The organism is Synechococcus sp. RC10B2, assembly GCF_047502635.1.
Window position 1 is genome coordinate 63,788 of sequence record NZ_JANSHO010000078.1, and the last position, 26,155, is coordinate 89,942.

The 26,155-nt window shown below is 59.5% G+C and carries 23 protein-coding genes; 13 read left to right on the top strand and 10 right to left on the bottom strand.

What is annotated here, in order from left to right; translation table 11 throughout:
• Positions 1–131: 131 nt before the first annotated feature.
• From purB to NW855_RS12145, 7 genes are all read left to right on the top strand, one after another.
• Positions 132–1,427 (top strand): adenylosuccinate lyase, encoded by a 1,296-nt coding sequence (purB, locus tag NW855_RS12115; protein ID WP_414402726.1) that lies wholly within the window; start codon positions 132–134, stop codon positions 1,425–1,427.
• 10 nt (positions 1,428–1,437) lie between these two features.
• Positions 1,438–2,418: an aspartate carbamoyltransferase catalytic subunit gene (locus tag NW855_RS12120; RefSeq protein WP_414402727.1), complete on the top strand. Its 981-nt coding sequence runs from the start codon at positions 1,438–1,440 to the stop codon at positions 2,416–2,418.
• 508 nt (positions 2,419–2,926) lie between these two features.
• Positions 2,927–3,988 carry a phosphate ABC transporter substrate-binding protein PstS gene (pstS, locus tag NW855_RS12125; RefSeq protein ID WP_414402728.1) on the top strand — a complete coding sequence of 354 codons (1,062 nt, stop codon included), beginning with the start codon at positions 2,927–2,929 and terminating at the stop codon, positions 3,986–3,988.
• A 147-nt stretch (positions 3,989–4,135) separates the two neighbouring features.
• Positions 4,136–5,119 carry a phosphate ABC transporter permease subunit PstC gene (gene pstC / locus NW855_RS12130; protein WP_414402729.1) on the top strand — a complete coding sequence of 328 codons (984 nt, stop codon included), beginning with the start codon at positions 4,136–4,138 and terminating at the stop codon, positions 5,117–5,119.
• A gap of 38 nt (positions 5,120–5,157) precedes the next feature.
• Positions 5,158–6,051, top strand: coding sequence for a phosphate ABC transporter permease PstA (gene pstA, locus NW855_RS12135; protein WP_414508826.1), 894 nt, complete (start codon positions 5,158–5,160; stop codon positions 6,049–6,051).
• Positions 6,052–6,121: 70 nt separating this feature from the next.
• On the top strand, positions 6,122–6,919 hold the full coding sequence (gene pstB, locus NW855_RS12140; protein ID WP_414402734.1) for a phosphate ABC transporter ATP-binding protein PstB: 798 nt from the start codon (positions 6,122–6,124) through the stop codon (positions 6,917–6,919).
• Positions 6,920–7,031: 112 nt separating this feature from the next.
• Complete coding sequence (locus NW855_RS12145) at positions 7,032–8,399, top strand: FAD-binding oxidoreductase (RefSeq protein WP_414508827.1); 1,368 nt, start codon at positions 7,032–7,034, stop codon at positions 8,397–8,399.
• A 22-nt stretch (positions 8,400–8,421) separates the two neighbouring features.
• Here NW855_RS12145 and NW855_RS12150 read toward each other — a convergent pair whose 3' ends face one another.
• From NW855_RS12150 to NW855_RS12165, 4 genes are all read right to left on the bottom strand, one after another.
• Positions 8,422–8,889, bottom strand: coding sequence for a DUF29 domain-containing protein (locus tag NW855_RS12150; RefSeq protein ID WP_099813135.1), 468 nt, complete (start codon positions 8,887–8,889; stop codon positions 8,422–8,424).
• A 168-nt stretch (positions 8,890–9,057) separates the two neighbouring features.
• Positions 9,058–10,113 carry a permease gene (locus NW855_RS12155; protein WP_414402735.1) on the bottom strand — a complete coding sequence of 352 codons (1,056 nt, stop codon included), beginning with the start codon at positions 10,111–10,113 and terminating at the stop codon, positions 9,058–9,060.
• A gap of 78 nt (positions 10,114–10,191) precedes the next feature.
• Positions 10,192–11,328, bottom strand: a complete 1,137-nt coding sequence (locus tag NW855_RS12160) for a citrate synthase (RefSeq protein WP_414402732.1) — start codon at positions 11,326–11,328, stop codon at positions 10,192–10,194.
• A gap of 193 nt (positions 11,329–11,521) precedes the next feature.
• Positions 11,522–12,064 (bottom strand): NYN domain-containing protein, encoded by a 543-nt coding sequence (locus NW855_RS12165; RefSeq protein WP_011430571.1) that lies wholly within the window; start codon positions 12,062–12,064, stop codon positions 11,522–11,524.
• 401 nt (positions 12,065–12,465) lie between these two features.
• Between NW855_RS12165 and NW855_RS12170 the strand changes: the two genes are divergently transcribed.
• Entirely contained in the window at positions 12,466–14,319 is a 1,854-nt protein-coding gene (locus tag NW855_RS12170; RefSeq protein WP_011430572.1) for an ABC1 kinase family protein, read from the top strand.
• A gap of 242 nt (positions 14,320–14,561) precedes the next feature.
• On the opposite strand, the gene NW855_RS12175 is transcribed toward NW855_RS12170, so the two are convergent.
• Positions 14,562–14,945: a hypothetical protein gene (locus NW855_RS12175; RefSeq protein ID WP_011430573.1), complete on the bottom strand. Its 384-nt coding sequence runs from the start codon at positions 14,943–14,945 to the stop codon at positions 14,562–14,564.
• A gap of 371 nt (positions 14,946–15,316) precedes the next feature.
• Positions 15,317–15,856: an ATP synthase F0 subunit B gene (locus tag NW855_RS12180; RefSeq protein WP_228375231.1), complete on the bottom strand. Its 540-nt coding sequence runs from the start codon at positions 15,854–15,856 to the stop codon at positions 15,317–15,319.
• Positions 15,857–16,035: 179 nt separating this feature from the next.
• Between NW855_RS12180 and NW855_RS12185 the strand changes: the two genes are divergently transcribed.
• The 4 genes from NW855_RS12185 (at position 16,036) to NW855_RS12200 (ending at position 19,960) form a co-directional block, all read left to right on the top strand.
• Positions 16,036–16,290 carry a DUF751 family protein gene (locus NW855_RS12185; RefSeq protein ID WP_041439081.1) on the top strand — a complete coding sequence of 85 codons (255 nt, stop codon included), beginning with the start codon at positions 16,036–16,038 and terminating at the stop codon, positions 16,288–16,290.
• A gap of 11 nt (positions 16,291–16,301) precedes the next feature.
• On the top strand, positions 16,302–16,472 hold the full coding sequence (locus tag NW855_RS12190; RefSeq protein ID WP_011430576.1) for a PCP reductase family protein: 171 nt from the start codon (positions 16,302–16,304) through the stop codon (positions 16,470–16,472).
• A gap of 83 nt (positions 16,473–16,555) precedes the next feature.
• Positions 16,556–18,091 (top strand): site-2 protease family protein, encoded by a 1,536-nt coding sequence (locus NW855_RS12195; RefSeq protein ID WP_414508828.1) that lies wholly within the window; start codon positions 16,556–16,558, stop codon positions 18,089–18,091.
• 45 nt (positions 18,092–18,136) lie between these two features.
• On the top strand, positions 18,137–19,960 hold the full coding sequence (locus NW855_RS12200; RefSeq protein WP_414402971.1) for an aspartate kinase: 1,824 nt from the start codon (positions 18,137–18,139) through the stop codon (positions 19,958–19,960).
• Here the strand turns inward: NW855_RS12200 and psbA are convergent.
• A complete protein-coding gene (gene psbA, locus NW855_RS12205; RefSeq protein WP_099813131.1) occupies positions 19,957–21,015 on the bottom strand; it encodes a photosystem II q(b) protein in 1,059 nt (352 codons plus the stop codon). The two genes, NW855_RS12200 and psbA, sit on opposite strands and share 4 nt — an antisense overlap.
• A 323-nt stretch (positions 21,016–21,338) precedes the next feature.
• Positions 21,339–24,563 carry a carbamoyl-phosphate synthase large subunit gene (carB, locus tag NW855_RS12210; RefSeq protein WP_414508829.1) on the bottom strand — a complete coding sequence of 1,075 codons (3,225 nt, stop codon included), beginning with the start codon at positions 24,561–24,563 and terminating at the stop codon, positions 21,339–21,341.
• Here carB and NW855_RS12215 point away from each other — a divergent pair.
• Complete coding sequence (locus NW855_RS12215) at positions 24,544–24,978, top strand: FitA-like ribbon-helix-helix domain-containing protein (RefSeq protein WP_414346946.1); 435 nt, start codon at positions 24,544–24,546, stop codon at positions 24,976–24,978. The two genes, carB and NW855_RS12215, sit on opposite strands and share 20 nt — an antisense overlap.
• Here NW855_RS12215 and NW855_RS12220 read toward each other — a convergent pair.
• Entirely contained in the window at positions 24,973–25,632 is a 660-nt protein-coding gene (locus tag NW855_RS12220) for a Na(+)/H(+) antiporter subunit B (protein ID WP_011430581.1), read from the bottom strand. The two genes, NW855_RS12215 and NW855_RS12220, sit on opposite strands and share 6 nt — an antisense overlap.
• Positions 25,629–26,150 (bottom strand): DUF4040 domain-containing protein, encoded by a 522-nt coding sequence (locus NW855_RS12225; protein ID WP_414402983.1) that lies wholly within the window; start codon positions 26,148–26,150, stop codon positions 25,629–25,631. The genes NW855_RS12220 and NW855_RS12225 overlap by 4 nt, the downstream gene beginning before the upstream one ends.
• Positions 26,151–26,155 lie beyond the last annotated feature (5 nt).

Below are 26,155 nucleotides of genomic sequence, written 5' to 3' on the forward strand. Positions count from 1 at the left end.
GCAAACTCCTTGCTGCTCCTTCGACACCGCAAGCCAAGCCCGCAGGGATCCCCCAGCGGCTTTTCCTCGAGGGGGGACGCCAAAGGCTAAAATAGCCTAGCTCATCCTACTGTACCGACGGAAAAGGCACCTTGATCGAGCGCTACACTCTGCCCGAAATGGGCCAGATTTGGTCCACTGCCCACAAGCTCCAGACCTGGCTGCAGGTGGAGCTGGCTGTCTGTGAAGCGCAAGCGGAGCTGGGGCGGATCCCGCAAGAAGCCCTGCAGGAGATCAGAGCCAAAGCCGCCTTTGACCCGGCGCGGGTTTTGGAAATTGAGGCGGAAGTGAAGCACGATGTTATTGCCTTCTTAACCAACCTCAACGAGCATGTGGGCGAGGCAGGGCGCTACATCCACCTGGGCCTGACCAGCTCGGATGTGTTGGATACAGCCCTGGCCCTGCAGCTTGTGGCCTCGGTGGAGATCTTGCAAGCTCGCCTGGCCGACCTCATCGCTGCTATCCGCGACCAAGCTCGGCAGCACCGCTACACCCTCATGATCGGCCGCACCCACGGTGTTCACGCCGAGCCGATTACCTTTGGCTTTAAGCTGGCAGGGTGGCTGGCCGAGTGCCTGCGCCACCAAGAGCGCCTAGCTCGCCTGCGGGAAGTGGTGGCGGTGGGCAAGATCTCTGGCGCCGTGGGCACCTACGCCAATGTGCCTCCCCAGGTGGAGCAGTTGGCCTGCGCCCGCTTGGGGCTCAAGCCGGATACGGTCTCAACCCAGGTGATCTCGCGGGATCGCCACGCCGAGTATGTGCAGACCTTGGCTTTGATTGGCTCTTCTCTGGAGCGCTTTGCCACCGAGATCCGCCACCTGCAGCGGACAGAGGTGCTGGAGGCCGAAGAGTACTTTGCCCCCGGCCAAAAGGGATCCTCCGCCATGCCCCACAAGCGCAACCCCATCAAGTCTGAACAACTGACAGGGATCGCCCGCCTTCTACGGGGGTATGCCGTCTCGGCCCTGGAAAACATTCCCCTCTGGCACGAGCGGGACATCTCCCACAGCTCGGTGGAGCGGGTGATCCTGCCCGATGCCTCCATCCTCTGCCACTACCTGCTGGTCAACATGGCGGATCTGGTGCGCCACCTGCAGGTTCACACCGGCAACATGGAGCGCAATCTCAACCTCTACGGCGGCGTCATCTTCAGCCAGCAGGTGCTTCTAGCCTTGGTGGAGAAGGGCCTTAGCCGCGAGGAAGCTTACCGCCTGGTGCAGGAAAATGCTCATCGCGCCTGGAACCAGCCGCAGGGAGACTTTCGCGCCAATCTGCTGGCGGATCCCCGGGTGATGGCTCACCTCAGCGAGGCGGAACTGCAGGCTTGTTTTGATCCGCGGCGCCACCTAACCCATTTGGACGAGATCTTTGCCCGCTTGCGCATTTGAGGGATCCCCTATGGTTTGGCAGCGGCAGCACGTCTTGGGCTTGGCGGATTTTACTCCCGAAGAATACCAGATGGTTTTGCAGACCAGCGCCAGTTTCCAGGAGGTGTTGACGCGGCGGTTGCCCAAGGTGCCCACCTTGCAGGGGAAGGTGGTGGTGACGCTGTTCTTCGAGCCTTCCACCCGCACTCGTTCCAGTTTTGAGCTGGCGGCCAAGCGCCTTTCGGCCGATGTGCTCAACTTTTCCCCAGGCACCTCTTCCTTGAGCAAAGGGGAGACGCTCTTGGATACGGCCCGCACCTTTCTGGCCATGGGATCCGATCTCTTGATCGTTCGCCATGCCCAGGCAGGAGTGCCCCAACAATTAGCTGCCGAGATCGACCGCCGCGGATCCCCTGTGGGCGTTCTCAATGCCGGGGATGGACTGCACGAACATCCCACCCAAGGTTTGCTGGATTTGTTTACCCTCTGCAGCCATCTGGATCCCCGGCGTCCCCGTCTGGAGTTGCTGCAAGGGATCAAAATCGCCATTGTCGGCGATATTCTCCACTCGCGGGTGGCCCGCTCCGATATCTATGCCTTGGTGGCTGCCGGAGCTGAGGTTCACTTAGCCGGCCCTCCCACCCTGTTGCCTAAGGATTTTGCCCAGTTTGTGCCCGGCCATACGCTCCCTGTCCATTGGCAGCTAGAGCCTGCCCTCGAAGGGGCGCGTTTTGTTATCACCCTACGCCTGCAACAGGAGCGCATGGGCGAGTTCCTTCTCCCCAGCTTGCAGGAGTACCATCACTTCTTCGGCCTCACGCGGCAACGACTGCGCCTGTGCCACCCGGATGTCAAGCTTCTGCACCCCGGCCCGGTCAATCGCGGTGTGGAACTCAGCTCCGAGGTGATGGAGGATCCCGGCTTGAACCTGATTGAGCAGCAGGTCACCCACGGCGTGGCGGTGCGCATGGCCCTGCTGTACCTCATGGGGGGCGGGCGGATCCCAGCTTAGAGCCCAGATCTTTCTCTGCTCGGGGAACATGTAGAGCTGCCTCACGTCTGGAGTGTTGAAGTCCATCTCCTAGCTAATTCTCTCTGTCAAAAGTCGGAAGAAGCTCTGGCCAGAGCTTTTCCCGCCCTGCTGAAATCATGTCCAAGCTTGCCGAGAGGGGAGCAACATCTTTGTATCAAATTTTACACATCTTGGATCTGGATCCAGTTTTTTTGCAGCCGTCTAAGCTTAGCTCTTATTCAAGTTGTGTCCGTTTGATTGGTTGTCAAATGAGATAGAAGTTCAGCAGCATAAGCCTTTTCGCGGATCCTGGGCTCCAGGATCCTGATTTTGCTGAAATCCAAACTGGCCAAGACCACCAGATGGAAAATCGAGGTTTGGAAACGAGCCAGCACACTCAAAAATATCGATTTTTCTCTTGACTTAACCCAAAGTTAACCTTTAGATATCCTTCCGTTAACTTTGAGGTTATAGAGTTGAAGATGTTGATTTGCCACAGATATTACCTATGCGAACCCTGCTTTCTGCTTTCTCCCTCACCGCTCTAACAGTAGGATTTCTAACAGCGACCTCGGCTCAAGCCCAAACCGTGCAAATCTCCGGGGCGGGCGCGACCTTTGCGGCTCCTTTGCTGCAACGTTGGTTTGACGCCTACAACCGCACCGTAGACCCCACTGTGCAAGTCAGCTATCAGTCTGTCGGTAGTGGTGCTGGCCTAGAGCAGGTGATCAATGGCACTGTGGACTTCGGCGCTTCCGAGGCGCCTTTCTCCGGTGCTCGCCTGGAAAGCTTCCGAGCTAAATACGGCTATGATCCCCTACAGTTGCCTCTGGCGGGAGGGGCCATCGAGTTTGCCTATAACCTGCCCGGCATTGAAGACGGAGAGCTCATCCTGAAGCGGAAAACCTACTGCGGCATCGTGACCGGCGAGATCACTCGCTGGGACGACATTCGCATCAAGGCCGAGAACCCAGGTATAGCAAACAAGCTGCCACCCCTGGACATCACCTGGGTACACCGCTCTGATGGTTCTGGGACTACCTTTGTGTTCACCAACCACATCAGAACTGTCTGCCCTAATTGGACAGCCGGTGCTGGTACTACTGTCGAGTGGCCTGTTGGCATTGGAGCCCAAGGGAATGAGGGCGTAGCCGCCACCATCAAGCAGGAGCCAGGGGCAATTGGCTACGTGAACCAGTCCTATGCCAAGCTGGAAAAGATGACCACTGCTCGCTTGGAAAACAAAGCGGGCAACATTGTTGAGTTCTCGACTGAGGCAGCTACCTCGGCGCTGGATGCTCCCATTCCTGATGACTTTGCGCTGTTGGTGCCCGACCCTGAAGGGCCAAATGACTACCCAATCGTGGGCTTGTTCTGGGTGATGCTGTACCGCGAGTATCCCGATCAGCAGAAGCTGACCAAGCTGGTGGAGGCTCTGAAGTGGACCCAGGGGCCAGAGGGTCAAGCCATCACCAAGGAGCTGGACTACATCCCTATGCCTGAGGCGGCTATCCAGCGGATCTTTGCAGAGCTGGATGCCATCACCGTTAACCCCAATGCGGTGCGATGACTGGGTTGCAGCCTGAACTCCACTAGAGTGGAGCTGGTGGCCGGCTGAGGAGGCAGATGAGGCTTTCTCGGTCGGCTGCTGGCCTTACCTTGCACGGTGGGATTTTTAGGAAAGTTTTGAACCGAAGATGATCATGGGAGAGAGGCTATGACTTCAGCGGCTACGGGTTATGGTTCACCACCAAACCCGGATATCGATGTTGACATTGAGAAAAAGGCGAGCCTGTCTCGGGCTGTTGATGTGGGCTTTGTCCGCCTGACGCTGGCCTTGGCAGGGTTTGCCGGCATTATCCTCATCTGGGTGATTCTTCAAACCACCGAAGCGGCTCTGCCGGCGATTCAGCAGTTTGGCTTGGGCTTCCTGGTTACTACCCGCTGGAACCCGGTGGAAAACATCTACGGGGTACTACCACAGATTTATGGCAGTTTGGTAACCTCTCTGGTGGCTTTGATTTTTGCCATCCCTCTGGGCATTGGCACTGCCATCTTCCTGGCGGAAGGTTTTGCCCCCAAGTGGGTAACGGAGCCGATTGGCTTTGCCGTTGAGCTGATCGTGGCCATTCCCAGTGTGGTGCTGGGGCTGTGGGGGATCTTTGTGCTGATTCCAGCAGTGCGGCCCATCTTTCGAGCCATTAACCAGACGCTGAGTTGGATCCCTTTCTTGGGTGGCCCGGCTCCGCGGGGGCCCAGCTTGTTGATAGTGGCTGTGGTGCTGGGGATCATGATCTCTCCCATCATCATCTCCATTACCCGCAGTACCCTTGAATCTCTGCCACGCAGCCTAAAAGAGGGCGCTTTGGCTCTGGGGGCAACCCGCTGGGAGACCCTCTTAACGGTGATGATCCCTGCCGGCCTGTCGGGCATTGTCAGCTCGATCATGCTGGCGCTGGGACGGGCCCTGGGAGAGACCATGGTAGCGGCCATGCTTTCCGGCAACGCCAACCGCATCAATATCTCCCTAATGCAGCCGGGATCCACCATTACCGGCTTGATTGCCTCTCAGTTTGGCGAGGCAGGACGCTTGCAGGTTTCGGCTCTCATGTATGCCGGCGTGGTGCTGATGGTGCTGACGTTATTGGTCAACATTGTTGCCGAGATCATCATCCGCAAGTTTCAAAACTTGGAGCAGTAACTTGGGAAGCAGAAAGAAGATAAAGGAGCACTGTTATCATGTCCGACTCAGCACAGCTTGCCCCTGAGAAGGTTGACATCGACATTACTCGTGCCGCCATTGCCCCTGTCCGCAATTACACAGGCATTGTCCTAACCCTGCTGAGTGGCCTCTCTGTGGCGGTGATCATAGCTTCCCTATCTTGGGTGCTGTGGGATGTGGGCAAGGAAGGCATCCAGCGGATAAATTGGGATGTCCTCACCCAGACCCGCTACCCTGCCCCTGGCCTGGCGGAAGGGGGCTTTGGTCACGCAATTGTCGGCAATTTAATGGTGCTGGCTACGGGGGCGGCTTTGAGCTTTCCCTTCGGCATCTTGGCGGCAGTGTACTTGTCTGAATTCGGTCGCGGCACCCGCTTGGCTTATCTGGTTAAGTTTTCCTGCAATGTGCTCACGGGGGTACCGGCCATTCTCTGCGGCCTGTTTGCCTATGCTGTGGTGGTGAGGGGATCCGGCTTTTCGGCTTTCTCGGGAGGGGTGGCTTTGGGCGTGCTGATGCTGCCGATTGTCATCCGCTCCACCGAGGAGGCGTTGCTGCTGGTTTCGCCCGACATGCGCTTGGCTTCCCTTGGCCTGGGCTCAAATCGCTTTCAGACCACAATGCGCGTTGTTTTGCCGGCAGCGGCACCGGCCATCGTAACCGGGCTAATCCTGGCTTTGGCCCGAGCGGCAGGCGAGGCTGCACCTCTGCTCTTTACCGCCTTCAACAACAATTTCTGGTCTACTGATCTCTTTGGCCCGGTGGCTACCTTGCCGGTGATGGTCTACTTTTTCTCCATCATTCCCTACAGGGTGCAGCAGGAGCTGGCTTGGGCGGGCGCTTTGGTTTTGTTAGCCATTGTTTTGGCGGCCAGCTTGACCGCTCGCTTTTTGGTGTACAAGACCAGGAAATAGCCTGAGGATTCTCAACAAAGTCTTGAATCGAACTCTTCGTCGAACTCTAGCTCTTTTTGTGAGTGCTGCCATGCAAACTCAATCTCTTAACCAGACCTCTTACGTTTTCAGGACCGAGAACCTGAATGTCTACTATGGCTCCAATCTGGCGGTAAAAAATGTTACTCTGGACATCCCAGCCCGACAGATTACTGCGTTTATCGGCCCTTCCGGCTGTGGCAAAAGCACGATCCTGCGCTGTTTTAACCGCACCAACGATTTGATCCCCGGTGCTCGTGTAGAGGGCAAGCTCACCTACCACGGCAAGGATCTCTACGCCAAAGAAGTCGATCCGGTGGCGGTGCGGCGGCGTATCGGCATGGTCTTCCAAAAACCCAATCCCTTCCCCAAAAGCATTTACGACAACGTGGCCTACGGCCCGCGGGTGCTGGGGATGAAGGTGGACTTGGACGAGGTGGTGGAAACTTCGCTGAAGCGGGCCGCCCTCTGGGACGAGGTGAAAGACAAGTTGAAAGAAAACGGCCAGTCTTTGTCCGGGGGGCAGCAGCAGCGCTTGTGTATTGCCCGCGCCCTGGCGGTGCAGCCGGATGTGATTTTAATGGACGAGCCCTGCTCGGCGTTGGATCCCATCTCCACCCGTCGCATCGAGGAGCTGATGAAGGAGTTGAAGCAGGACTACACCATCATCATCGTCACCCACAACATGCAGCAGGCCAGCCGTGTCTCGGATATGACGGCTTTTTTTAGCGTGGAGCTGGTGGGATCCAACCGTGTGGGCGAGCTGATTGAATTTGACAGAACTGAAGTCATCTTCAACAGCCCCACCAAGCAAGCCACAAGAGATTATGTGGAGGGCCGCTTCGGCTAATCGACCTGGCCGGACAGGGATCCTTCCCATACTGTTCTCGGCAAACCCTTTTGCAGGCAATTTCTGCCGATGATGGAGTCTGAAGAACCGTTGCACCCAAATACGGATACCCATGATCGTTGCCGCTCCTGACAAGCTGCAGGCTTTGCGTTCTGACTTAGAGGGTATTGAGATCATCACCGATCCGGCTCAGGTGGCCAAGTTGTCGTTGGATTTTTACCACTACAGCCCCGTGCTGAGCCGACAACTGAGCGACAAGCGGGGAGATTTGGTGGTGCGCCCCGCCGATGAGGCCGAGGTGATGCGGGTGGCAGCGGCCTGTGCCAGGCTGCGGATCCCGGTTACGGTGCGCGGTGCCGGTACCGGTAATTACGGCCAATGTATCCCGCTGGCCGGGGGTGTGATCCTGGACATGGGCAAGCTCAACCAGGTGCTTTGGGCAAAGCCGGGCTTGGCGCGGGTACAGGCGGGGGCCAAGCTGATGGCCATCGACAAACAGACCCGCGAGCTGGGCTGGGAGATCCGTATGGCCCCTTCCACCTACCGTACGGCCACTATTGGGGGGTTCATTGCCGGGGGCAGCGGCGGCATTGGCTCTGTGACCTACGGCCAATTGCTGGATCGGGGCAACATCTTGGGGCTGCGGGTGATCACAGTCGAAGAGGAGCCGCGGGCCCTGGAGCTGCGGGGAGACGACGTGTTTAAAGTCAGCCATGCCTGGGGCCTCAACGGGATCATCACAGAAGTAGAGATCCCGCTGGCGCCGGCCTACCCATGGGCAGAGCTGGTGGTGGCCTTTCCCCCTGAGGTGGGGTTTATGCCCTGCGCCCACTTTGGGCAGGCCCTGGCCGAGGCAGATGGGATCCTCAAGAAACTCATCAGCCTGCACGCCTGGCCGATCCCTCGTTACTTCGTCCCCCTGCAGGACTACTTGCCCCAGGGATCCGCCGTGGCCCTGGTGATGGTGGCCGAGCCCAGCCTGGAGCCGTTGCTGGAGCTAATTCGGGAACATGGCGGCCAGGTGGTCTACAACAAAACGGCGCAGGAGGCGGCCAAGGGGATCTCGCTGGGGGAATTTTCCTGGAACCACACCACCCTGCACTGCCGCAGCGTGGATCCCAATTTGACCTATCTACAATCGATTTTCCCGCCCGACCGGGAGCTGAAGTTGGTGCAGCACCTGTACGAGCACTTTGGCGACGAAGTGCTGATGCACCTGGAATGGATTCGCATACGCGGCCAGGTTGCCCCGGTCGGCCTGCAAATTGTGCGCTTTACCACTGAAGAACGCCTCAACGAGATCATGCGCTATCACGAGGCGCAGGGAGTCTTCATCGCCAACCCTCACACCTACATCATCGAAGAGGGGGGTCGCAAGGTGATGGATCCGCGCCAGATCCGATTCAAGGAAGAAGTGGATCCCTACGGGTTGCTTAACCCCGGCAAGATGCGCAGTTGGCAAGGGCGGGCTTCTGCTTGACAGTGCCGAGAGGTCTCTATCCTTAGGCGATCTCTGAGTTTCCTCTTCCAAAAGGAGAGGGGCTTGGCAGCCAATCTTCTGCCAAGGCCAGCTCCAAAGCATAGGGACAAGTCTCCGGAAAGGCCGAGATATCCATACCGGTTTGCTGAGCTGCATGGCGGCGTGCCCGTTGATAGCTCTTTTCCAGTTGCTCGGCCAGATATCCTCTTAAGCTGGGGCTATCTTCGAGGGCCAATTCAATTTGGGTTCGCGCATCTGTGATGGAATCCAACCAGCTATCTGAGCGGCGCTGAGGTTGATATTGCCACTTGAGCAAATGCAGGAGAAGGCGAGTTAATTGGCTGGTCATCCCTCGCCGTTCGCTCTTACCCAAATCCTCAACCTCTTCAATTAAATGGATTAGATCAATTTCTTGCCAACGTCCCTCCCGCAAGAGCTGGGTTGTTTGGGCAATCCACAAGTTAAAATCTGCAAAGTATAGGTTGCTCACGGTTCTATCCTGCCGCCTGTATGTAGTCGTTTCAGCTCCAGCCGGGACAATGCCCTCCTGCCCAACTTCTCAATCTCAGAGATCCTGGCACTCTGAATATCTCAGCCTAATCGCCGCTGACCCTGCAGTTAAGCTATCGTTCGCTGCGGGGACTACCTATCCAAGATTTTAACTACAGTAGTAATTGATGGCCAAAGCCCCTACTAAAGTGAACTGAAAAGTCAGGAGCACCAAGTAGAAAATGGCGCGGGGCCTGAACAAAGTCAGCATCAAGCCAATGGCCTTCAGGTCCACCATCGGCCCAAACACCATAAAGGCCAACAGGGATCCCGGCGTGAAGGTGGCGGCAAAGGAGAGGGCAAAAAAGGCATCCACCGTCGAGCAAATGGAGATGATCCCGGCCAGCGCCATCATGATCAGGATCGAGACCAGCGCATCTTGGCCATAATCCAGCACAAACGAACGCGGGATCACCGTTTGAATCAGGGCCGCCATCGCCGAGCCTAAGATGAGCACGGATCCCAATTCGCGGATCTCCTTGGCCCAGGTCTGCAGCAGGAGAACTCCTTTTTGTCCCCTGGAGGGAGAAGGCGCAGCGGCCAGAGCAGAGCGATACACATCTTCAGCCGTTTGTAAAGTGGCCAGGGATCCGCCAGAGGCCCCTTGAGCAGGGCTCTGGGATCCAATCCAGAAGGTGCCCCCCTGCAACAACGGCGAGCGGGAGATGTTCTTCGGATCAGCTTCTTGGGAGCAATTGCGCTGCAGCTCCTGCCAGACTGACGGCTGCAACAGAGGCTGGAAATCCTTTTGCAGGCTGAAGATCAAGCCGACGACAACCGCAATGCCGAAGGAAAAGAGAACTCGGTAGATCACCAGCTCCGGCATGGAGCGAAAGGCAATCCAAGTGGAAAAGATCACCACCGGGTTAAACACCGGCGCCGCCAACAAAAAAGCCACCGCCACGTGGGGTGGGATCCCTTTGATCACCAGTTGACGGGCCACCGGCAGGTTGCCGCACTCGCACACCGGAAAAAAGAACCCCAAAGCACCGCCAGCCACCGCGCTGCCGATTTTGCCTTTGGGCAGGAAGCGGGCCAACTGGGATCCCTCTACAAACACCGCCATCAGCCCCGAAAGGAACACCCCCAAGAGCAAAAAGGGCATGGCCTGCACCACGATGCTCAAAAAGAGGGTGAACCCATCGCGCCAGAGAGGAGAATCCAAAAGGCTCAACGCCCCACCTCACACCAATTTGGGCTCTATTGAGTTGGGATCCCGGCCCAGCGCCCTGTCAAACCGCCCTCAACTCCGCTCCTCGATGGGGATGTAGCGCTGCTGGCGCTCGCCTGTGTACACCTGGGTGGGGCGGAACAGGCGATTGTCCGACAACTGCTCCCGCCAATGGGCCAGCCAACCCGCCGCCCGGGCAATGGCAAATACCGGCGTAAACAAATCTTCCGGGATCCCCAGCTTGGCGTAGACCAACCCTGAGTAGAAGTCCACATTCGGGTAGATCCCCTTCGGCCCTAGCAACTCCTCACACACCCGCTCCACCTCCAGGGCAATGTCGTAGTACTTGTCGTGGCCGTAGCGCTCAAACAGCTCCTCAGCCAGCCGCTGCAGGATGGTGGCCCGCGGATCCTTCACCTTGTAGACTCGGTGACCCATGCCCATGATGCGCTGTTTTTTGGCCAGCTTCTCCTCGATAAACGAGCGCACATTTTCCACCGAGCCGATTTGCCGCAGCAGCATCATCACCTGTTGGTTGGCCCCCCCGTGCAACAGCCCCGAAAGGGTACCCACCGCCGTGGCCAGGCTGCTGTAGGGGTTAGCCAGCGTGGAAGCGCTCACCAGAAGGGCAAACGTAGAGGCATTGACCGTGTGCTCGGCGTGCAGGATCAGGCAGATGTCAAAAATGCGGGCCAACCAGGGATCCGGCTTCTTGCCGGAGAGCATGTAGAGGAAATTGGCGGCATGATCCAGGCTGTCGTCGGGGGGGATGGGATCGTTGCCCTGGCGCATCTGGTGAAACATCGCCACCATCGTCGGCAGCTTGGCGAGCAGACGGGTAACCGTGCCGAACACGTAGTCGGGATCCGCCTCTCGCACCGGATAGAACATCCCCAGACTGGCAACACAGGTTTGCAGGGCATCCATGGGGTGGCCCGACTCGGGAAACGACTTGATCATGTCGCGGATGCGGTATTTCACCCGCCGATGGCTGCGGACGGCCTGATCGAAGTTGTCCAGCTCGGCTTGCGTCGGCAGCTTGCCGAAGATCAGCAGATAGGCCGTCTCCAGAAAGGTGCTCTGGGCCGTCAGTTCCTCGATGGGAATGCCCCGATACTCCAGGATCCCTGCCTGGCCATCGACAAAACTAATGTTAGAGCGCGTGGCCGGAACGCCTTCTAGCCCCGGCCTGTATTCGCCATCCGCCATAGTCGGATCCCTGAAATGAGCCCCCCAAGGAGAGAACAGGGACGTCACTACATTCGCTACATTAAAGCAGATCTGGATCTCTGAAGCCAGATCCCGCCTTTGCCTACCCTGAGAAGGGCTTTGGCAACCCATATCAGCCAGGGTGAGAAAGACCCTGCTCCGGTATCAGGTTTGCCTCGGAGCACCTCGCCAGTTAATGTACGGGATCCCGACCGGAGAGTCGCCAGCGGTTGAGGCGAGAGAAGGTCTCCGGGTTCAAATAGAAATCAATGCCCCGCCTGCTCGGCAGCCGCTTGGGCTGGATGCGCCGGATCTGCTCTTGAGCCTGCTGCACTTCTGCCCACAGTTGTTCTGCCGAGAGCCATTCTGCGTTGTAGCCGCCGATCACCCACTGCTGGACGCGATCTGAGGTGGCCACCCGTACCCGATAAGCCTTTGCCTGCAACTGAGCACAGAGCCGTTCGATGCAGGCGTCGGCAGTTTCCCCGTAAGCAGTGTAGAAAATCTCGATGCCGGAGGGAGAACGCTCCTGTCGGGCAGGAGTGGGCTGGGTATAGGCGTCGTACACCACAGTCGCCCGGTAGCCGCGGAAAGCCACGTAGCTGGCCAAAGATTCCACCAAGCGCAGACGCGCCAAGTCCAGCAGGGAGCGACGTGCCAACTTCTTTAGGGTGGGCCAAGCTCCGATGATGTTGTAGCCGTCAACCAATAAAACTGTGGGGGAGGAAGCTGTCATGCATAGTGGTGGATCCCTTGCCCAGGATCGCACCAATTTGTATCAGTTTGCACCCTTATCCTAATCCTTATCAAAGAGCGCCGTAAAGACCCTTTTGAGGCTGGCCCACTCACAGTCTTGGGCTTGCAAGTGAACCAGGAGAGGAAGACTGCCTCAAAGACGCCCCCCAGGGGTTGCAAGTCCTCAAGGAAAGCAGTCGTAAGGGGTCTGCCTCAGGCCCAAAGCTTTTTTCTACGCGACTTCCCTTGAGCGGTTGGGTGTTACTTTTCGCCTGAGTTCGCCCGCAGGTTTGTCGAGAAGACCATTTTTACCGCACCCGAGCTAGCAAGTTAAGATGTGTTACGAGATCCGTCGGGACTTCTATGGGCGCAATACCGTCAACAGCAGCAGTAACCAAACCAGTGGCAACCCAGCCTCGACCGGCTTCGGCAGCGGCGGGGGCTGAGGTTACCCTGTCGCAGCCAGCCCTGCGCTACGATCCGGAGCAATTGGCCGAGCAATACCGGGGGCGCTGGGATCTGGTGCTGGGGCGTCTATTCCAGTTGATCACCCCCTTTTTGGGTCTGTTGGCCTGGGTGTTTTGGGATCGCTGGCGAGGGGTGGAGCTGAAAAATCGGCCCAAGCACGCGGCGCGGCTGCGGGAGATCCTCACGGAATTGGGGCCGACAGCTATCAAAATTGGCCAGGCTCTCTCCACCCGTCCTGACCTGGTCTCGCCTCTTTTTTTAGAAGAACTGGCCAAGCTTCAGGATGAGCTGCCCCCCTTCGACAATGCCACCGCCTTTGCCCTTATCCAGTCGGAGATCGGCCAATCGGTAGAGCAGATCTTTCGCGAGATCGGCCCGGAACCGGTTGCCGCTGCCAGCCTGGGGCAGGTTTACCAGGCCTATCTGCACACAGGGGAGAAAGTCGCCGTCAAGGTGCAGCGGCCCGATTTGATCGGGCGCATCTCCCTGGACATGTACATCATCCGCAGCCTGGCCGCCTGGGCCAAGCGCACCTTCCGCCGCATCCGCAGCGACTTGGTGGGCATTGTGGATGAGTTTGCCGGGCGGCTTTACGAGGAGATGGACTACACCCAAGAGGGCCGCAACGCTGAGCGCTTCCTGGAGCTGTACCGCCACCCCTCCATCTACGCCCCGAAAATCTATTGGCAGTACACCCGCACCAAGGTGCTGACGATGGAGTGGATCGACGGCATCAAGCTGACCCAACTCGACAAAATTGCCGCTGCAGGGCTAGATGGACGGCACCTGATCGAGATTGGGGTTAACTGCTCCCTTAAGCAGCTTTTGGAGCATGGCTTTTTCCATGCTGACCCCCATCCGGGCAACCTCTTGGCCATGCACGACGGGCGGCTGGCCTACATCGACTTTGGCATGATGAGCACCATCCAGCCCCACCAGCGCTACGGCCTGATCAAGGCCATCGTCCACTTGGTGAACCGGGATTTTGTTGCCTTGGCGCAGGACTACGTGGATCTGGAGTTCCTGGATCCCGATACGGATCTCACCCCCATCATTCCCGCTTTGGAAGCTGTCTTTGCCGAGGCCCTGGGCAGCTCCGTGGCCGAGCTGAACTTCAAAAGCATCACGGATAAGCTCTCGGGGGTGATGTACGATTTTCCCTTCCGCGTGCCTGCCTACTACGCCCTGATCATCCGCTCTTTGCTCACCCTGGAGGGGATCGCCATCAGTTTGGATCCCAATTTCAAGGTGTTGAGCGTGGCCTATCCCTATGTGGCCCAGCGGCTGCTCACCGACCCGGCTCCAGAGCTACGCGCCGCCCTGCGGGAGCTGCTGTTTAACCAGGGGCAATTCCGCTGGAACCGCCTGGAGAACCTGCTGCGCAACGCCGCCAACAGCGAAGACTTTGACCTGCAGGGATCCCTGGAAAAGGCCGTCGATTTTATCTTTTCCGAGCGGGGGGCTTTCTTGCGGGAGCGGCTGGTGGATGTGCTGTTCTCCAGCTCGGGGAACGGCACCTCAGACGGCTTGGCTCATTTGCAACGTCTGTGGGAACTCCTCAGCCGCAACCCGACCTTTCAGCCGCTGCAGCTTCTGCCCATCGTCGCCAAGATAGCCACCAAGCCGGAAGCCCAGCAACTGGGCCGGCAATTGGCCTCCCGCTGGTTGCAACGCTCGGCAGCCCGGCTTATCCGCGACCTATTGTTGTCGGAGGATGAGAAAAAGCCCGTAAACGGGCACAACGGGAGCCCTGGGCCGATGAAAGCTGCAAAACCTGCTGCTGCCTGACCTTCCCCTTGCGCTGAACAGACCAGAACCTTTCTGCTCTGCGGGGCAACAAGACCAGCCTCCGGGAAAAAGCTTTGGGTTGCCCCGCGAGTGTCGGCCACTAACTAAGAAGAGCAAGCCGGGAAAATCCCAACGACATCCTTATGTTGAGAGAAGCAGGCAGAAGGAACTTTCCCGGCTGAACCCAATGGCGCAGTCTCTTCAGCGTAGTTCAGGTCTGCCCCGACGAGAGTCTACCTCTCCTAGCTGGCGCTCTCGTCTTTGGGGCTGACGGCATTGAGGGCTAGCGTCATCCACTCAGAAAATTCATCGCGGCGGAAAACCTGGGGGCAGGAGCGCGGGCCAAAACGCAGCAGGCTGGGCATGCCGTACTCCTTGAGGCGGTTCTGCAGCCAGGTGCCAACGCCGGTTTTGCCGTCGTTGGGCATTTCGGTTTGGAAGTCGCTGTACATCAGCAACAACTGGCTGCGAGATTGGAGCACAGCATTCTCTTGGATCAACTTCGGCAGGGAGAGGCTGGCGGCTGGATTGGCCCCTTTGATCCCTTTGGCCGATTCACGGCGACGGCTGCGGGAACGGGAGTTGGCATTTTCGCGGTTCTTACGGGCTTTCGGTTCAATGGTCATAGAATCTCCTAGACGACTGAGTGGTTCCCCAAAAGGGGTAAAAGCCGGAACTCGCAGGCTGAGGACAGAGCCCGCCGCGGAAGGTAGCTCGATGAGTCCAATGTTGGGGCAATCGCTGAGAAGAGGAACACACGCTCTCAGTTAAGCGAAGGGAGAACTGCGCCAGCTTGCCACAAAAGCTCGAGGTTCCTTGCCTGCAGCAGCAATCTACAGCGCGTCGAGTTCCTGGCCGCCCATCCGAGACTTGTCTTCGTCTTTCCTGGCGGAGGTTAGTTTGGTTACCACAGATCCGCAGGGTAAAGAAGCCCGGATGCTACCTTTTATATTGGCCTAAAACTGAACCGATGAACACTCTCTGGTCGAGCACAAATTTAGGTCTGAAGGTTTTGTCGCCCGTTGCGGATCACCCGCAGAGACTCCAACAGCCGCAGCTCTAGGTCTTGCAAAACCTGATCCACGTAATGATGGGCCTCCCGTTGTAGGCGCTCCGACTCCTGCAGCGTCTGTCGCCGCACCTCCTCGCTCTGTTGGTAGGTTTGTCGCAGCAACTGTTCTGCCTGCGCTTGAGCCTGGCGTAGGATGGTCGATTCGCTGACGAGCTGCTCGGCGCGGCGCTGGGCCACGGCCACGATCTCCTGGGCGTAACGATGGGCCTCGGCCAAAATCTGATCCCGCTGGCGCAGCACCTCCTCGGCTTCCTCCAAGGCTGTGGGCAGGTTGAGGCGGATGAAGTCCAACTGCTCCAGGATCTTCTCTTCGTCGATAAGGGTGCGAGACCAGAACAGACGAGGACTGCTGAGAATGGCTGCCTCCAGTTGATCCAAAGCCTCCTGGACGCGCATCAGCGCCAGGGTCTGTTCCCCAAGCAGGTCACCGGCGCGATTGAGGGCATCGGGGGGCAATTCTCGCATCAGGCCAGAGAGTGGGTGGCTGGGCTGAGCTAAGCAGGCAGGATAACGCCTACCATATCAGGTTCTCGCGGTTCTGAGCCTGGGCGGCTTCCCCCTGGTTCCTATCCCTCTTCAGCCGGGGGGACAGAAACCGGTCTCTGTGGCAAACTGAGGGGAAGTTGTTGGATTGCGATCTGCCCATGCCACAGCCGCAGCCTCCTCGTCGACTGGAAGATCAATTTGTGGAGAATGTCTCCCGCTACCCTACCTACTTCATTACCGTCTTGCTGGGGGGGATCTGGGCTGGCTTACAGCCTTTTGTTAACCTGTACCGCAAAAGTCCGACCTCGGCAGCCCTGGTTGTGCTGGGATCCCTGCTGTTGCTGCTGTTTGTCTATTTCACCCTGCGAGGCATGACAGGGCACACTCTCCTGCCGGCGTGGATGTTGCGTTGAGGGCAGGGGGGATGGACGAAGCGATAGAGTGGACGCCAGAAGCAGAGGCGCGCCTTAAAGAAATCCCCTTCTTTGTGCGTCCGGCTGCCCGTAAGAAGATTGAACAGTTTGCCCGCGAAGCCGGGATCCAGAAGATCACAGTGGCAGTTTACGAGCAGGCCAAGCAAAAGTTTGGCTCTTGAGGGATCCCCCCTGCTGGCCATAGCAGGGAGATTGGGTTTGCCGCTAGCTTGGTAGAGGTGTTCTCCTCTGTTTTTTGCAACTCATGGCAGATTGGATCCTGTTGGCACTGGTGGGTTCTGCAACCTACCTGCTGCTGCAAAAAAGTGTGGCCCGCCTCTCCAAGGTGCCCTGGCGGATCCTGTGGCTGGTGATGATGATGCCCCCTTTGATCTGGGTGCTGGGGCGTCAGGTGTTTCAGTACGAAATGCCCCCCCTGCTCATGTTGGGGCTGTTTCTGGCTTCCTATTTTACCAGCATGACTTTGGTACGCCGGGGGCGCCTCCGACCTCCAACGGCAGGCTCTCAACCGGGGGCGGAAAACACCTCGCCGGTTGCGGGATCGGATCGCGAGTCTTTGCTTGAAGCAGAGGAAGAAAAGGAGGACAGTGCTGCAGATCTGGCCTCGGCAGCTCTTGTCCACACCCCCATCTCGGAGGTGCCGCGAGAAAAGCTCAGCCACTGCTTCCCCTGGAATGTTTTTTATTTGCAAAGCGTGGAGTACCGTCCCCAGGCCATCATCTGCCGCGGCAATTTGCGGGCGGATCCCACGGAAGCCTATGAGCGGGTGCAGCGCAATGTAGAAAACACTTTTGGCAAACGCTTCTTGGTGGTGCTGCAGGAGGGGTTTGCCGGCAAGCCTTTTTTTGCCTTGGTGCCCAACCCGGCGGCACGGCGCTCCCTAACCCGTCAGCAGGAGTGGCCTCTGCTGGCGCTGGGGCTGCTGCTGTTTACCTTTTGGACGACTCTCACTGCCGGGGCCCAGGCGGCTGGGGTCGGCCCTGACCGGCTGCTGCATCTCCCGTCTCTGCTGAAGGGGTTGCCCTACGCAGTTGGGATCCTGGCCATTCTGGGATCCCATGAGGGGATCCGCTACTGGGTGGCCCGCCGCCACGGCATCAAAACCTCGCTGCCCTATTTCATCCCGGTGCCCTTTGTGTTGGGAACTTTCGGGGCTTTCATCGAGCTGAAAGAGCCGGTGCCCAACCGCAAGGTGTTGTTTGATATTGCCATTGCCGGGCCGCTGGCGGGCAGCCTGGTTGCTTTGGCGATGTTGCTGCTGGGGCTGTCCTTTTCGGCGCCTGGGGATCCGCCGGCGGTGCCGGAGGGGCAGCCCACCCCAATTAGCTTCCATCGCATCGACCCACGCCTCTCGGTGCTGCTGGCGATCTTGGCGCGTATGGTGCTGGGGGATCAGTTGCAGCCGGGCCAGGTGATCGATCTGCACCCGCTGGCCTTTGCCGGCTGGCTGGGCCTGGTGGTGATCGCGTTTAACCTGGTGCCGGTGGGCCAACTGGATGGGGGGCACATTGTCCACGCGGTGTACGGGCAGCAGATGGGAGCCAATGTGGGCCGGGTAGCTCGCTGGCTGGTGCTGCTGTTGGCTTTGACGGTGCAGCCCTGGCTACTCTTGTGGGCGCTGCTGCTGTTTGTCATCTCCAGCGCCGACGAGCCGGCCCTCAACGACGTCACGGAGCTGGACGAGGGGCGGGATCTGCTGGGGCTGGGGATGCTGACGCTGCTGGTGCTGATCCTGCTGCCGGTGCCGCCCTTTTTGCAAAGCTGGCTGGCCTTGGCCTAGTTCGGGGTAGGATCCAAACCACGTCCAACCAGCTCAGCCCAAGCCATGCAAGCGGGTTTAATTGTCCAGAAGTACGGCGGCACCTCCGTCGGCTCCATCGAGCGCATCCAAGCCGTGGCCCAGCGGGTGGCCCACACGGTGGATCGGGGGCAGCGGGTGGTGGTGGTGGTCTCGGCCATGGGGGACGAAACCGACCGCCTCGTGGAGCTGGGGGAGCAGATCTTGCAGGGATCCCCGACCACACCGGCCCAGTGGCGGGAGTGGGACATGCTCCTTTCCACGGGCGAGCAGGTAAGCATTGCCCTGCTGGCCTTGGCGCTGCAGCGCTTGGGCTATCCTGCCGTTTCGCTGACGGCGGCTCAGGTAGGGATTGTTACCACCCGGGATCACGGGCGGGCCCGCATTTTGCACATCCACACCGACCGCCTCTGGCAACACCTAGAGCGGGGAGAGGTGGTGGTGGTGGCCGGGTTTCAGGGCATCACCAGCCCGGCGGAGCTGGAGATCACCACCCTGGGGCGGGGGGGATCGGACACCACAGCGGTGGCCTTGGCGGTGGCTTTGGGGGCAGAGCTGTGTGAGATCTACACCGATGTGCCGGGGATCTTTACCACCGACCCGCGCAAGGTACCCGAGGCCAGGCTGTTGCCGGAGATTACCGCCGACGAGATGCTGGAGCTGGCCAGCCTGGGGGCGCAGGTGCTCCACCCCCGCTCGGTGGAGATTGCCCGCAACTACGGCGTCAAGCTGCGGGTGCGCTCCAGCCTGGAACCGTTGCAGGCGGGATCCGAGGGCACCCTCATTCTTGCTCCCCCTCCCCGTCCTCGCCCCGCCGACAGCAGCATTGAGCTGGGCCAGGCAGTGGATACGGTGGAGCTGGATCGGGATCAGGCCAAGTTGGTGCTGGTGGGAGTGCCGGATCGCCCGGGCATTGCCGCGCAACTGTTCCAGGAAATTGCGGCAGCCGGGATCAATGTCGATTTAATCCTGCAGTCGCTCCACCTCAGTGCAGCCGAGGGATCCCCTATCAACGACATTGCTTTTACCGTCAGCCGGGCGCAGGCGGCCCAGGCGGCAGCCGTGGCGCGGCAGGTGGGCCAGGAGCTGGGGTGTAGGGAAGTCATCGTCGATGAGGCGGTGGCCAAAGTCAGCATTGCCGGGGTGGGGATGATGGGCCGCCCGGGCATTGCCGCCCAGATGTTCCAGGTGCTGGCAGAAGCTGGGATCAATCTCCAAATGATCTCCATGTCGGAGATCAAGGTGAGCTGTGTGGTGGCTGACGAGCGGGCCGGGGAGGCCGCCCTGGCGCTGGGGGAAGCGTTCCAGGTGATCCCCCATTTGCATCGGGTCAAGGCAGCCCCTTGCGGGGATCCCCGCCCAAGCGACCACCCGGTGCGCGGCGTTGCCCTGGATTTGAAGCAGTCGCGGCTGGGCCTGCGCAAGGTGCCGGATCGCCCGGGGACGGCTGCCCATCTGTTTGGACGCCTGGCCGCTGCCGGTATCATCGTCGACACCATCATCCAAAGCCAGCGGGGCTACCACAACGGGATCCCCAGCACCGACATCGCCTTTACGGTGCCTCAGGATCAGGCCAGGGCGGCTGAGGCCGTGTGCCGGCAGGTGGCCGAGGAGCTGCAGGCGGCGGGGGTCGAGACCGACCACGACATTGCCAAAGTCAGCATCGTCGGTGCCGGGATGGAAACATATCCCGGCGTGGCTGCCCGTTTGTTCAAGGCTCTGGCCGACGCCGGGATCAACATTGAGATGATCGGCACCTCAGAGATTAAGGTGAGCTGCGTGGTGCGGCGGGAGCAGGGGGTGCGTGCCCTCCAGGCCGCCCACCGTGCCTTCGGGCTGGATCGACCCTAGTCCACCTTGGCCGCTAGCAAGAGAGGAAAGTGGTGGGCGTTGGGGGCGTGCATGGCCTGGATCCCCAGATTGGCGCGGTTGAGGAGATCGGCGTAGGTGGGGATGAACCGGCCCTGGCTGTCCAGGAGGGACTGGTTAAAGTTAAAGCCGTTGAGGTTAAAGGCCATGAGGCCGATGCCGATTGCCGCCGCCCAGATCCCTAAGGTAGGCAGGGCCGCCATCCAGAAGTGGACAGAGCGGCTGTTGCGCCAGCCAAGGCTGGGGATCCCCAACCGCCCCAAGAAGGCGTAGTGGCCGGCCAGGAAGTTGTAGGTGACCTCCTGCTGGCCAAAGCGGTAGCCGGCATTGACTGACTCCTCTTCTGAAGTCTCCCGGATCAGGCTAGAGGTTACCAGGGAGCCGTGGAGAGAAGCCAGTAGGGCGCCGCCGAACACCCCCGCCACTGCCAGTTGGTGCAGCGGGTGCATGAGGATGTTGTGTTCCGCCTGGAAGGCCAGCATGAAGTGGAAGGTGCCGGCAATGCCCAGCGGCAGCCCCTCCGAAAAGCTGCCCTGGCCGATGGGATAGACCAAGAGCACCGCCGTCGCAGCCGCCGCTGGGGCGGAGAAAGCCACCGCAATCCAGGGGCGCATGCCCAGCCGGTAGCTCAGCTCCCACTGCCGGCCCAAATAGCACCAGATGCCGATTAAAAAGTGGAGCACGATGAGCTGGTAGGGGCCGCCGTTGTAGAGCCACTCCTCCAAAGAGGCAGCTTCCCAGATGGGGTAAAAGTGCAGGGCAATGGCGGCTGAGGTGGGCACCACCGCCGCAGAAATGAGGTTATTGCCCCCCAACAAAGAGCCGATCACCGGCTCGCGGATCCCGTCCACATCCACCGGCGGAGCGGCAATAAAAGCGATAACAAAACAGAAGACCGCCGCCAACAACGTCGGGATCATCAATACGCCAAACCAGCCGATGTAAAGCCGATTTTCGGTGCTAGTGATCCATTGGCAAAAACTTTCCCAGCTCCAGAGCCGCCGTGCGGCAGCGGAGCGCCGAACAACCACACTCATAGGCCAACTCCTAGAAAATTTGAGGAGAGCTTTCTCCCACTTGCTCTTAGCAAAGTGACCTCAGGAAGTTACTCAGCCTCGCCCTGAGGATTCTTCTCCTTCCACGCTAGACAGTCTCAAGAAAACTGCCAAGGATACCTAACGTCTGCAGCCAAAATGTGAAATAAATTGATTTATCGATACAAACATGCAGATTAGTATTGCAGTTTATATTCCACCCCTTTTCCCAGGCCTCAAGAGCCAGTTTTTGCAGTCGAGAACTTCAGGATTTCTTAAGGTGGAGGTCTTAAGGATTTCTTCAGAAAAGCAACCCCGGCAGGCTCCTATCGCCCAATTTCGGCGTGAAACTCCTGCAGGGACTTCACCCCCAGGGATCCTGACTGCAGAGCGCGGATGGCAGCAGCAGTAGCCTTGGCTCCAGCCAGAGTAGTGACCAAAGGGATCTTGTAGGCCAGGGCGGTGCGGCGGATCTTCTGCGCATCCTGTTGGGCTTCGCCGCCAGAAGGGGTGTTGACGATAAGCTGAATCTGGCCGTTCTTGATGGTGTCGATGACGTGGGGCCGGCCCTCGTGCAGCTTGAGCACCTTCTCGACGGGGATCCCGTGCTCGGCCAAAACTTTCTGGGTTCCGGCAGTGGCCAGCAGGCGAAAGCCTAGCCTGACCAACTCCTGGGCCACTGGGATCACCGCCTGCTTGTCGCGGTCGTTGACGCTGATGAACACGGTGCCCCCTAGGGGCAGGTTTTGGCCAGCAGCCAGTTGCGCTTTGGCAAAGGCGCGGCCAAAGTCGGTGTCAATGCCCATCACCTCCCCAGTAGAGCGCATCTCCGGCCCCAGCAGCGTGTCGGTGCCGGGGAACTTGTGAAACGGCAGCACCACTTCCTTAACAGCCACGTAGGGCGGGATCACCTCCTGGGTAAAGCCCAGCTCTGCCAGGGTTTTGCCGCTCATCACCTGGGCAGCGTAGGCGGCCAGGGGGTGGCCAATGGCTTTGCTGACAAACGGCACGGTGCGGGAAGCGCGCGGGTTGGCTTCCAGAACGTAAACCTGCTCCTTCTGGACGGCGTATTGGACGTTAATGAGCCCCACCACCTTGAGAGCTTGGGCCAACTTCACCGTCCAGTCGCGGATCACCTGCAGCACAGCAGGGCTGAGAGTGCGGCTGGGCAAGACACAGGCGGAGTCGCCCGAGTGGATCCCGGCCTGCTCAATGTGCTCCAGGATGCCGCCGATGGTTACAGCCCCGGTGTGGTCGGCGATGGCGTCCACATCTACCTCCACGGCATCCTCCAAGAACTGATCCACCAGCACGGGACGGTCGGGATCCACCGCCACGGCTAGCTGCATGTAGCGCCGCAGGTCTTGATCCGAGTAGACAATCTCCATGGCCCGCCCCCCCAGCACATAGCTGGGCCGCACCACCACCGGGTAGCCGATGCGGCGGGCAATCTCCAGGCTTTCTTCCACGCTGCGGGCAATGCCGTGGGCCGGCTGGCGGATCCCCAATTCCTCGAGCAGGCGCCCAAACCGGCCGCGATCTTCGGCTATGTCGATGGAGTCAGGAGCAGTACCCCAGATAGGCGCTTGGGCTGCGGCTAGCCCCTGGGCCAGCTTCAGGGGGGTCTGGCCGCCAAACTGCAGGATTAGACCTAGCGGCTGCTCGGCCTCGACGAGGTTCATCACCTCTTCGTAGGTCAGGGGCTCAAAGTAGAGGCGATCAGCGGTGTCGTAGTCGGTGGAAACGGTCTCGGGGTTGGAGTTGACCATGATGGTCTCATAGCCAAGGCGTCTGAGGGCAAAGACGGCATGACAGCAGCAGTAGTCGAACTCAATCCCCTGGCCGATGCGGTTGGGACCGCCCCCCAGGATCATCACCTTTGGCTTGGCGGTGGGGAAGGTCTCGGATTCGCTCTCGTAGGTGGAGTACTGGTAAGGGGTGGCCGCCTCGAACTCGGCAGCGCAGGTGTCCACGGTTTTGTAGGTGGGGATCACCCCCAGGGCCTTGCGGCGATCCCGCACCTGGGCTTCCGTGCAGCCGGTCAGGTGGGCAATTTGTCGGTCGCTAAAGCCCATCTGCTTGAGATGGCGCAGGTCTTCGGCCGTTAGGGATCCCAATTCCCGCCCCTTGAGGACCTGCTCCACCTCCACCAGCTCCTGCAGCTTGTCGATAAACCAGGGATCGATGTGGGTAAGCTGAGCAATTTCCTGAACGGAAAAGCCCATGAGCAGAGCCGTGCGGATGGTCAAGAGGCGCAAGGGGTTGGGGGTGCGCAGGTTGGCCCGCACCTCCTCTGGGGTGGGGAAGACTTCAGGCCGGTCGCTGCCAAAGCCGGGGCGGTCGATCTCCAGGGATCGCAAGGCCTTCTGGATGGACTCCTGGAAGGTGCGGCCAATGGCCATCGCCTCCCCCACCGACTTCATCTGCGTGGTCAAAACCGGCTCCGAGCCGGGAAACTTCTCAAAGGCAAAGCGGGGGATCTTGGTGACCACATAGTCAAGGGTGGGCTCGAAGCTGGCCGGGGTTTTGCGGGTGATGTCGTTGGGGAGCTCCGGCAGCGTGTAGCCTACGGCCAGCTTGGCGGCGATCTTGGCAATGGGAAACCCAGTGGCCTTGCTGGCCAAAGCAGAAGAGCGGGAAACCCGCGGGTTCATCTCGATCACCCGCACTTCGCCATTGGCGGGGTTGACGGCAAACTGCACGTTGGATCCCCCCGTTTCCACCCCAATCTCGCGCATGATGGCGATGGCGTAGTCGCGCAGCCGCTGGTACTCCTTGTCGGTGAGGGTCTGGGCCGGGGCCACGGTGATGGAGTCGCCAGTGTGAACCCCCATGGGGTCGATGTTTTCAATCGAGCAGATGATCACCACGTTGTCCGCCAGATCCCGCATCACCTCCAACTCAAACTCCTTCCAGCCGATGATCGACTCCTCCACCAGGATCTGAGAGACCGGGCTGGCCTCCAGGCCGGCGGCGCAGATCTCTTCAAATTCTTCTTGGTTGTAGGCCACCCCTCCCCCTGTGCCCCCCAGGGTATAGGCGGGGCGGATGATGAGGGGATAGCCGATCTCGTGAGCGATCTGCTTGGCTTCGGCCAGGCTGCGGGCCAGCCCCGAGCGCGGCACCGCCAGGCCAAGCCGCTGCATCGCCTGCTTAAACAGCTCCCGATCCTCGGCTTTTTCGATGGCCTCCCGCTTGGCCCCGATCAGCTCCACCCCGTACTGGTCCAAGATCCCGCGCCGGGCCAGCTCCACCGCTACATTGAGGGCCGTCTGTCCCCCCATGGTGGGCAGCAGGGCATCGGGGCGCTCCCGCTCGATGATCTGGGCCACGAAGTCCGCCGTCACCGGCTCGATGTAGACGCGATCCGCCATACTGGGATCCGTCATGATGGTGGCCGGGTTGGAGTTGACCAAGATCACCTCGTAGCCCTCTTCTCGCAGGGCTTTGCAGGCTTGGGTGCCGGAGTAGTCGAACTCGCAGGCTTGGCCAATGACGATCGGCCCCGCTCCGATGAGCAAGATCTTGTGAATGTCGGTACGGCGCGGCATAGGGATCCCAGGGGTGGCAGGGTCAGCCTTCTATTGTAGAGGTCGCCTGCAGGTCAAGTTGCTCAACGGACAGGGAAACGTCCTGCTGTCAACGCTATCTTTGCGGCAAAGCCATCCATGGATCTGCCGATCGAGGAGACGCTCTACGGCCACTCCAATTGTTCGCAACGTTGATGGGGCCATTGTCAAAGTTCTGAAAGAAAGGGCTAGGCCTCACGGTGGGAGTGCAGAAGCCGAACATCGCAAAATCCTCAAGCAAGTCTTACTCCAACTTGCAAAAAAGTCCTTTGCCAAGTGCTCGGATCGATCCCAAACATTGGTGAAGATTCGGACTTCGAGCGGATGCAAGAAGATAACACCGCCCACGATGTATTGGCTTGACACGAGCGTTATCAACCCGTTCGAGCCTTCATAACAAGCCGCGGTAGCGAATAAAAATTAAAATCGCCGCCCAGGATCCCAGCGCCACCTTGATGGCCACCAAAATGTTGAGGATTGGGATCCAGCCGCCGCTAAAAAGTGCCCCCAGCTCGCCCTTGGGTAGTTCCCAACCGGCCAGGGCGATTACAGCCACCCCGATAAACGTCACCACCGACAGCTTCTCCCACATCGCGGCTTGCCACCGCTTGTAGATGGCCTCCATCCAGGTCGAAGAGGCGGTGATCGCCACCAAGCCAATCGCCGTTCCTCCCGCCACGCCGGCAGCAAACCCCCCGCCCGGCGTCAGGTGACCCCGAATGGCCAGCTCCACCCCAATCAGAGCGGAGATGGTGGCCCCCACCCGCGCCAACACAATTGAGGGAATATCGGTAAACTGAGCTACATTGGCCGTCGGTCGCTCATCCGCCAGCAGGTACTGCGCGCCCAGAATGGCCGTAGAAAACACGACGACTTCAAAGACGGTGTCGTAAAGGCGGTTGCGCAGGATCAAGCCCGTCACCGTATTGGGCACGCCGCTTTCTCCGGCCAGAACCGCCACAGGCTCAAAGGCAGGAGAAACAGCTCCCGCGTCGGCAACCATGAGCTGCAAGGCTGCCAGCAGCGCCGCCACCCCGTACAACCACCTCATGGCAGGAGGACCTCAGAAAGCAGGGCTTGTTGCGTCAAGATGGCCTGCAGGCGGGGCACGCGCGTTACCAAGCGATACTCTGCCACCTCCTCATCGGGCTCAAGGGCAATGGTGTGCACCTCCCGGCTGTGAAGGGCAGCCAACAACGCCTCTGCACTTCCATAGACGGCCAACTCCAGACGCATGTGGTACTGCTGTAGCCCTTGGTGCATCTGCTGTAACAACTGCTGTGCTGCTGAGGTCCTGGCCGCCAACAGAGGACTGTCTTCGAGAACGCCCAAGCGCATACTCAACGAGGAACGCACCGCGATGGCATAGAGCGTAATGGACAGCATGGTGCCCACCAGCGCCTCAGTAAGCGCCACATCCGCCGCCCCAAACAAGGCATAGATCAGAGCAGCGATGGATCCCAGAATGCCGCGCATCACCAAGGCATGATAGGGATTGGTCTGGGTCACCACCAAGGCAGCCGTCAAGGGCAACAGCAGGGCGATCACCAGCAACAAAGTCTCTTCCATCCTGT

What these genes read in the sequence shown, in the direction of transcription:
- NW855_RS12120 (WP_414402727.1), top strand. Translation starts at nt 1,438, where the DNA reads ATGGTTTGGCAGCGGCAGCACGTCTTGGGCTTGGCGGATTTTACTCCC.
- pstS (WP_414402728.1), top strand. Translation starts at nt 2,927, where the DNA reads ATGCGAACCCTGCTTTCTGCTTTCTCCCTCACCGCTCTAACAGTAGGA.
- pstC (WP_414402729.1), top strand. Translation starts at nt 4,136, where the DNA reads ATGACTTCAGCGGCTACGGGTTATGGTTCACCACCAAACCCGGATATC.
- pstA (WP_414508826.1), top strand. Translation starts at nt 5,158, where the DNA reads ATGTCCGACTCAGCACAGCTTGCCCCTGAGAAGGTTGACATCGACATT.
- pstB (WP_414402734.1), top strand. Translation starts at nt 6,122, where the DNA reads ATGCAAACTCAATCTCTTAACCAGACCTCTTACGTTTTCAGGACCGAG.
- NW855_RS12145 (WP_414508827.1), top strand. Translation starts at nt 7,032, where the DNA reads ATGATCGTTGCCGCTCCTGACAAGCTGCAGGCTTTGCGTTCTGACTTA.
- NW855_RS12160 (WP_414402732.1), bottom strand. Translation starts at nt 11,328, where the DNA reads ATGGCGGATGGCGAATACAGGCCGGGGCTAGAAGGCGTTCCGGCCACG.
- NW855_RS12165 (WP_011430571.1), bottom strand. Translation starts at nt 12,064, where the DNA reads ATGACAGCTTCCTCCCCCACAGTTTTATTGGTTGACGGCTACAACATC.
- NW855_RS12175 (WP_011430573.1), bottom strand. Translation starts at nt 14,945, where the DNA reads ATGACCATTGAACCGAAAGCCCGTAAGAACCGCGAAAATGCCAACTCC.
- NW855_RS12180 (WP_228375231.1), bottom strand. Translation starts at nt 15,856, where the DNA reads ATGCGAGAATTGCCCCCCGATGCCCTCAATCGCGCCGGTGACCTGCTT.
- NW855_RS12185 (WP_041439081.1), top strand. Translation starts at nt 16,036, where the DNA reads ATGCCACAGCCGCAGCCTCCTCGTCGACTGGAAGATCAATTTGTGGAG.
- NW855_RS12190 (WP_011430576.1), top strand. Translation starts at nt 16,302, where the DNA reads ATGGACGAAGCGATAGAGTGGACGCCAGAAGCAGAGGCGCGCCTTAAA.
- NW855_RS12195 (WP_414508828.1), top strand. Translation starts at nt 16,556, where the DNA reads ATGGCAGATTGGATCCTGTTGGCACTGGTGGGTTCTGCAACCTACCTG.
- NW855_RS12200 (WP_414402971.1), top strand. Translation starts at nt 18,137, where the DNA reads ATGCAAGCGGGTTTAATTGTCCAGAAGTACGGCGGCACCTCCGTCGGC.
- psbA (WP_099813131.1), bottom strand. Translation starts at nt 21,015, where the DNA reads ATGAGTGTGGTTGTTCGGCGCTCCGCTGCCGCACGGCGGCTCTGGAGC.
- NW855_RS12215 (WP_414346946.1), top strand. Translation starts at nt 24,544, where the DNA reads ATGTCGGTACGGCGCGGCATAGGGATCCCAGGGGTGGCAGGGTCAGCC.
- carB (WP_414508829.1), bottom strand. Translation starts at nt 24,563, where the DNA reads ATGCCGCGCCGTACCGACATTCACAAGATCTTGCTCATCGGAGCGGGG.
- NW855_RS12220 (WP_011430581.1), bottom strand. Translation starts at nt 25,632, where the DNA reads ATGAGGTGGTTGTACGGGGTGGCGGCGCTGCTGGCAGCCTTGCAGCTC.
- NW855_RS12225 (WP_414402983.1), bottom strand. Translation starts at nt 26,150, where the DNA reads ATGGAAGAGACTTTGTTGCTGGTGATCGCCCTGCTGTTGCCCTTGACG.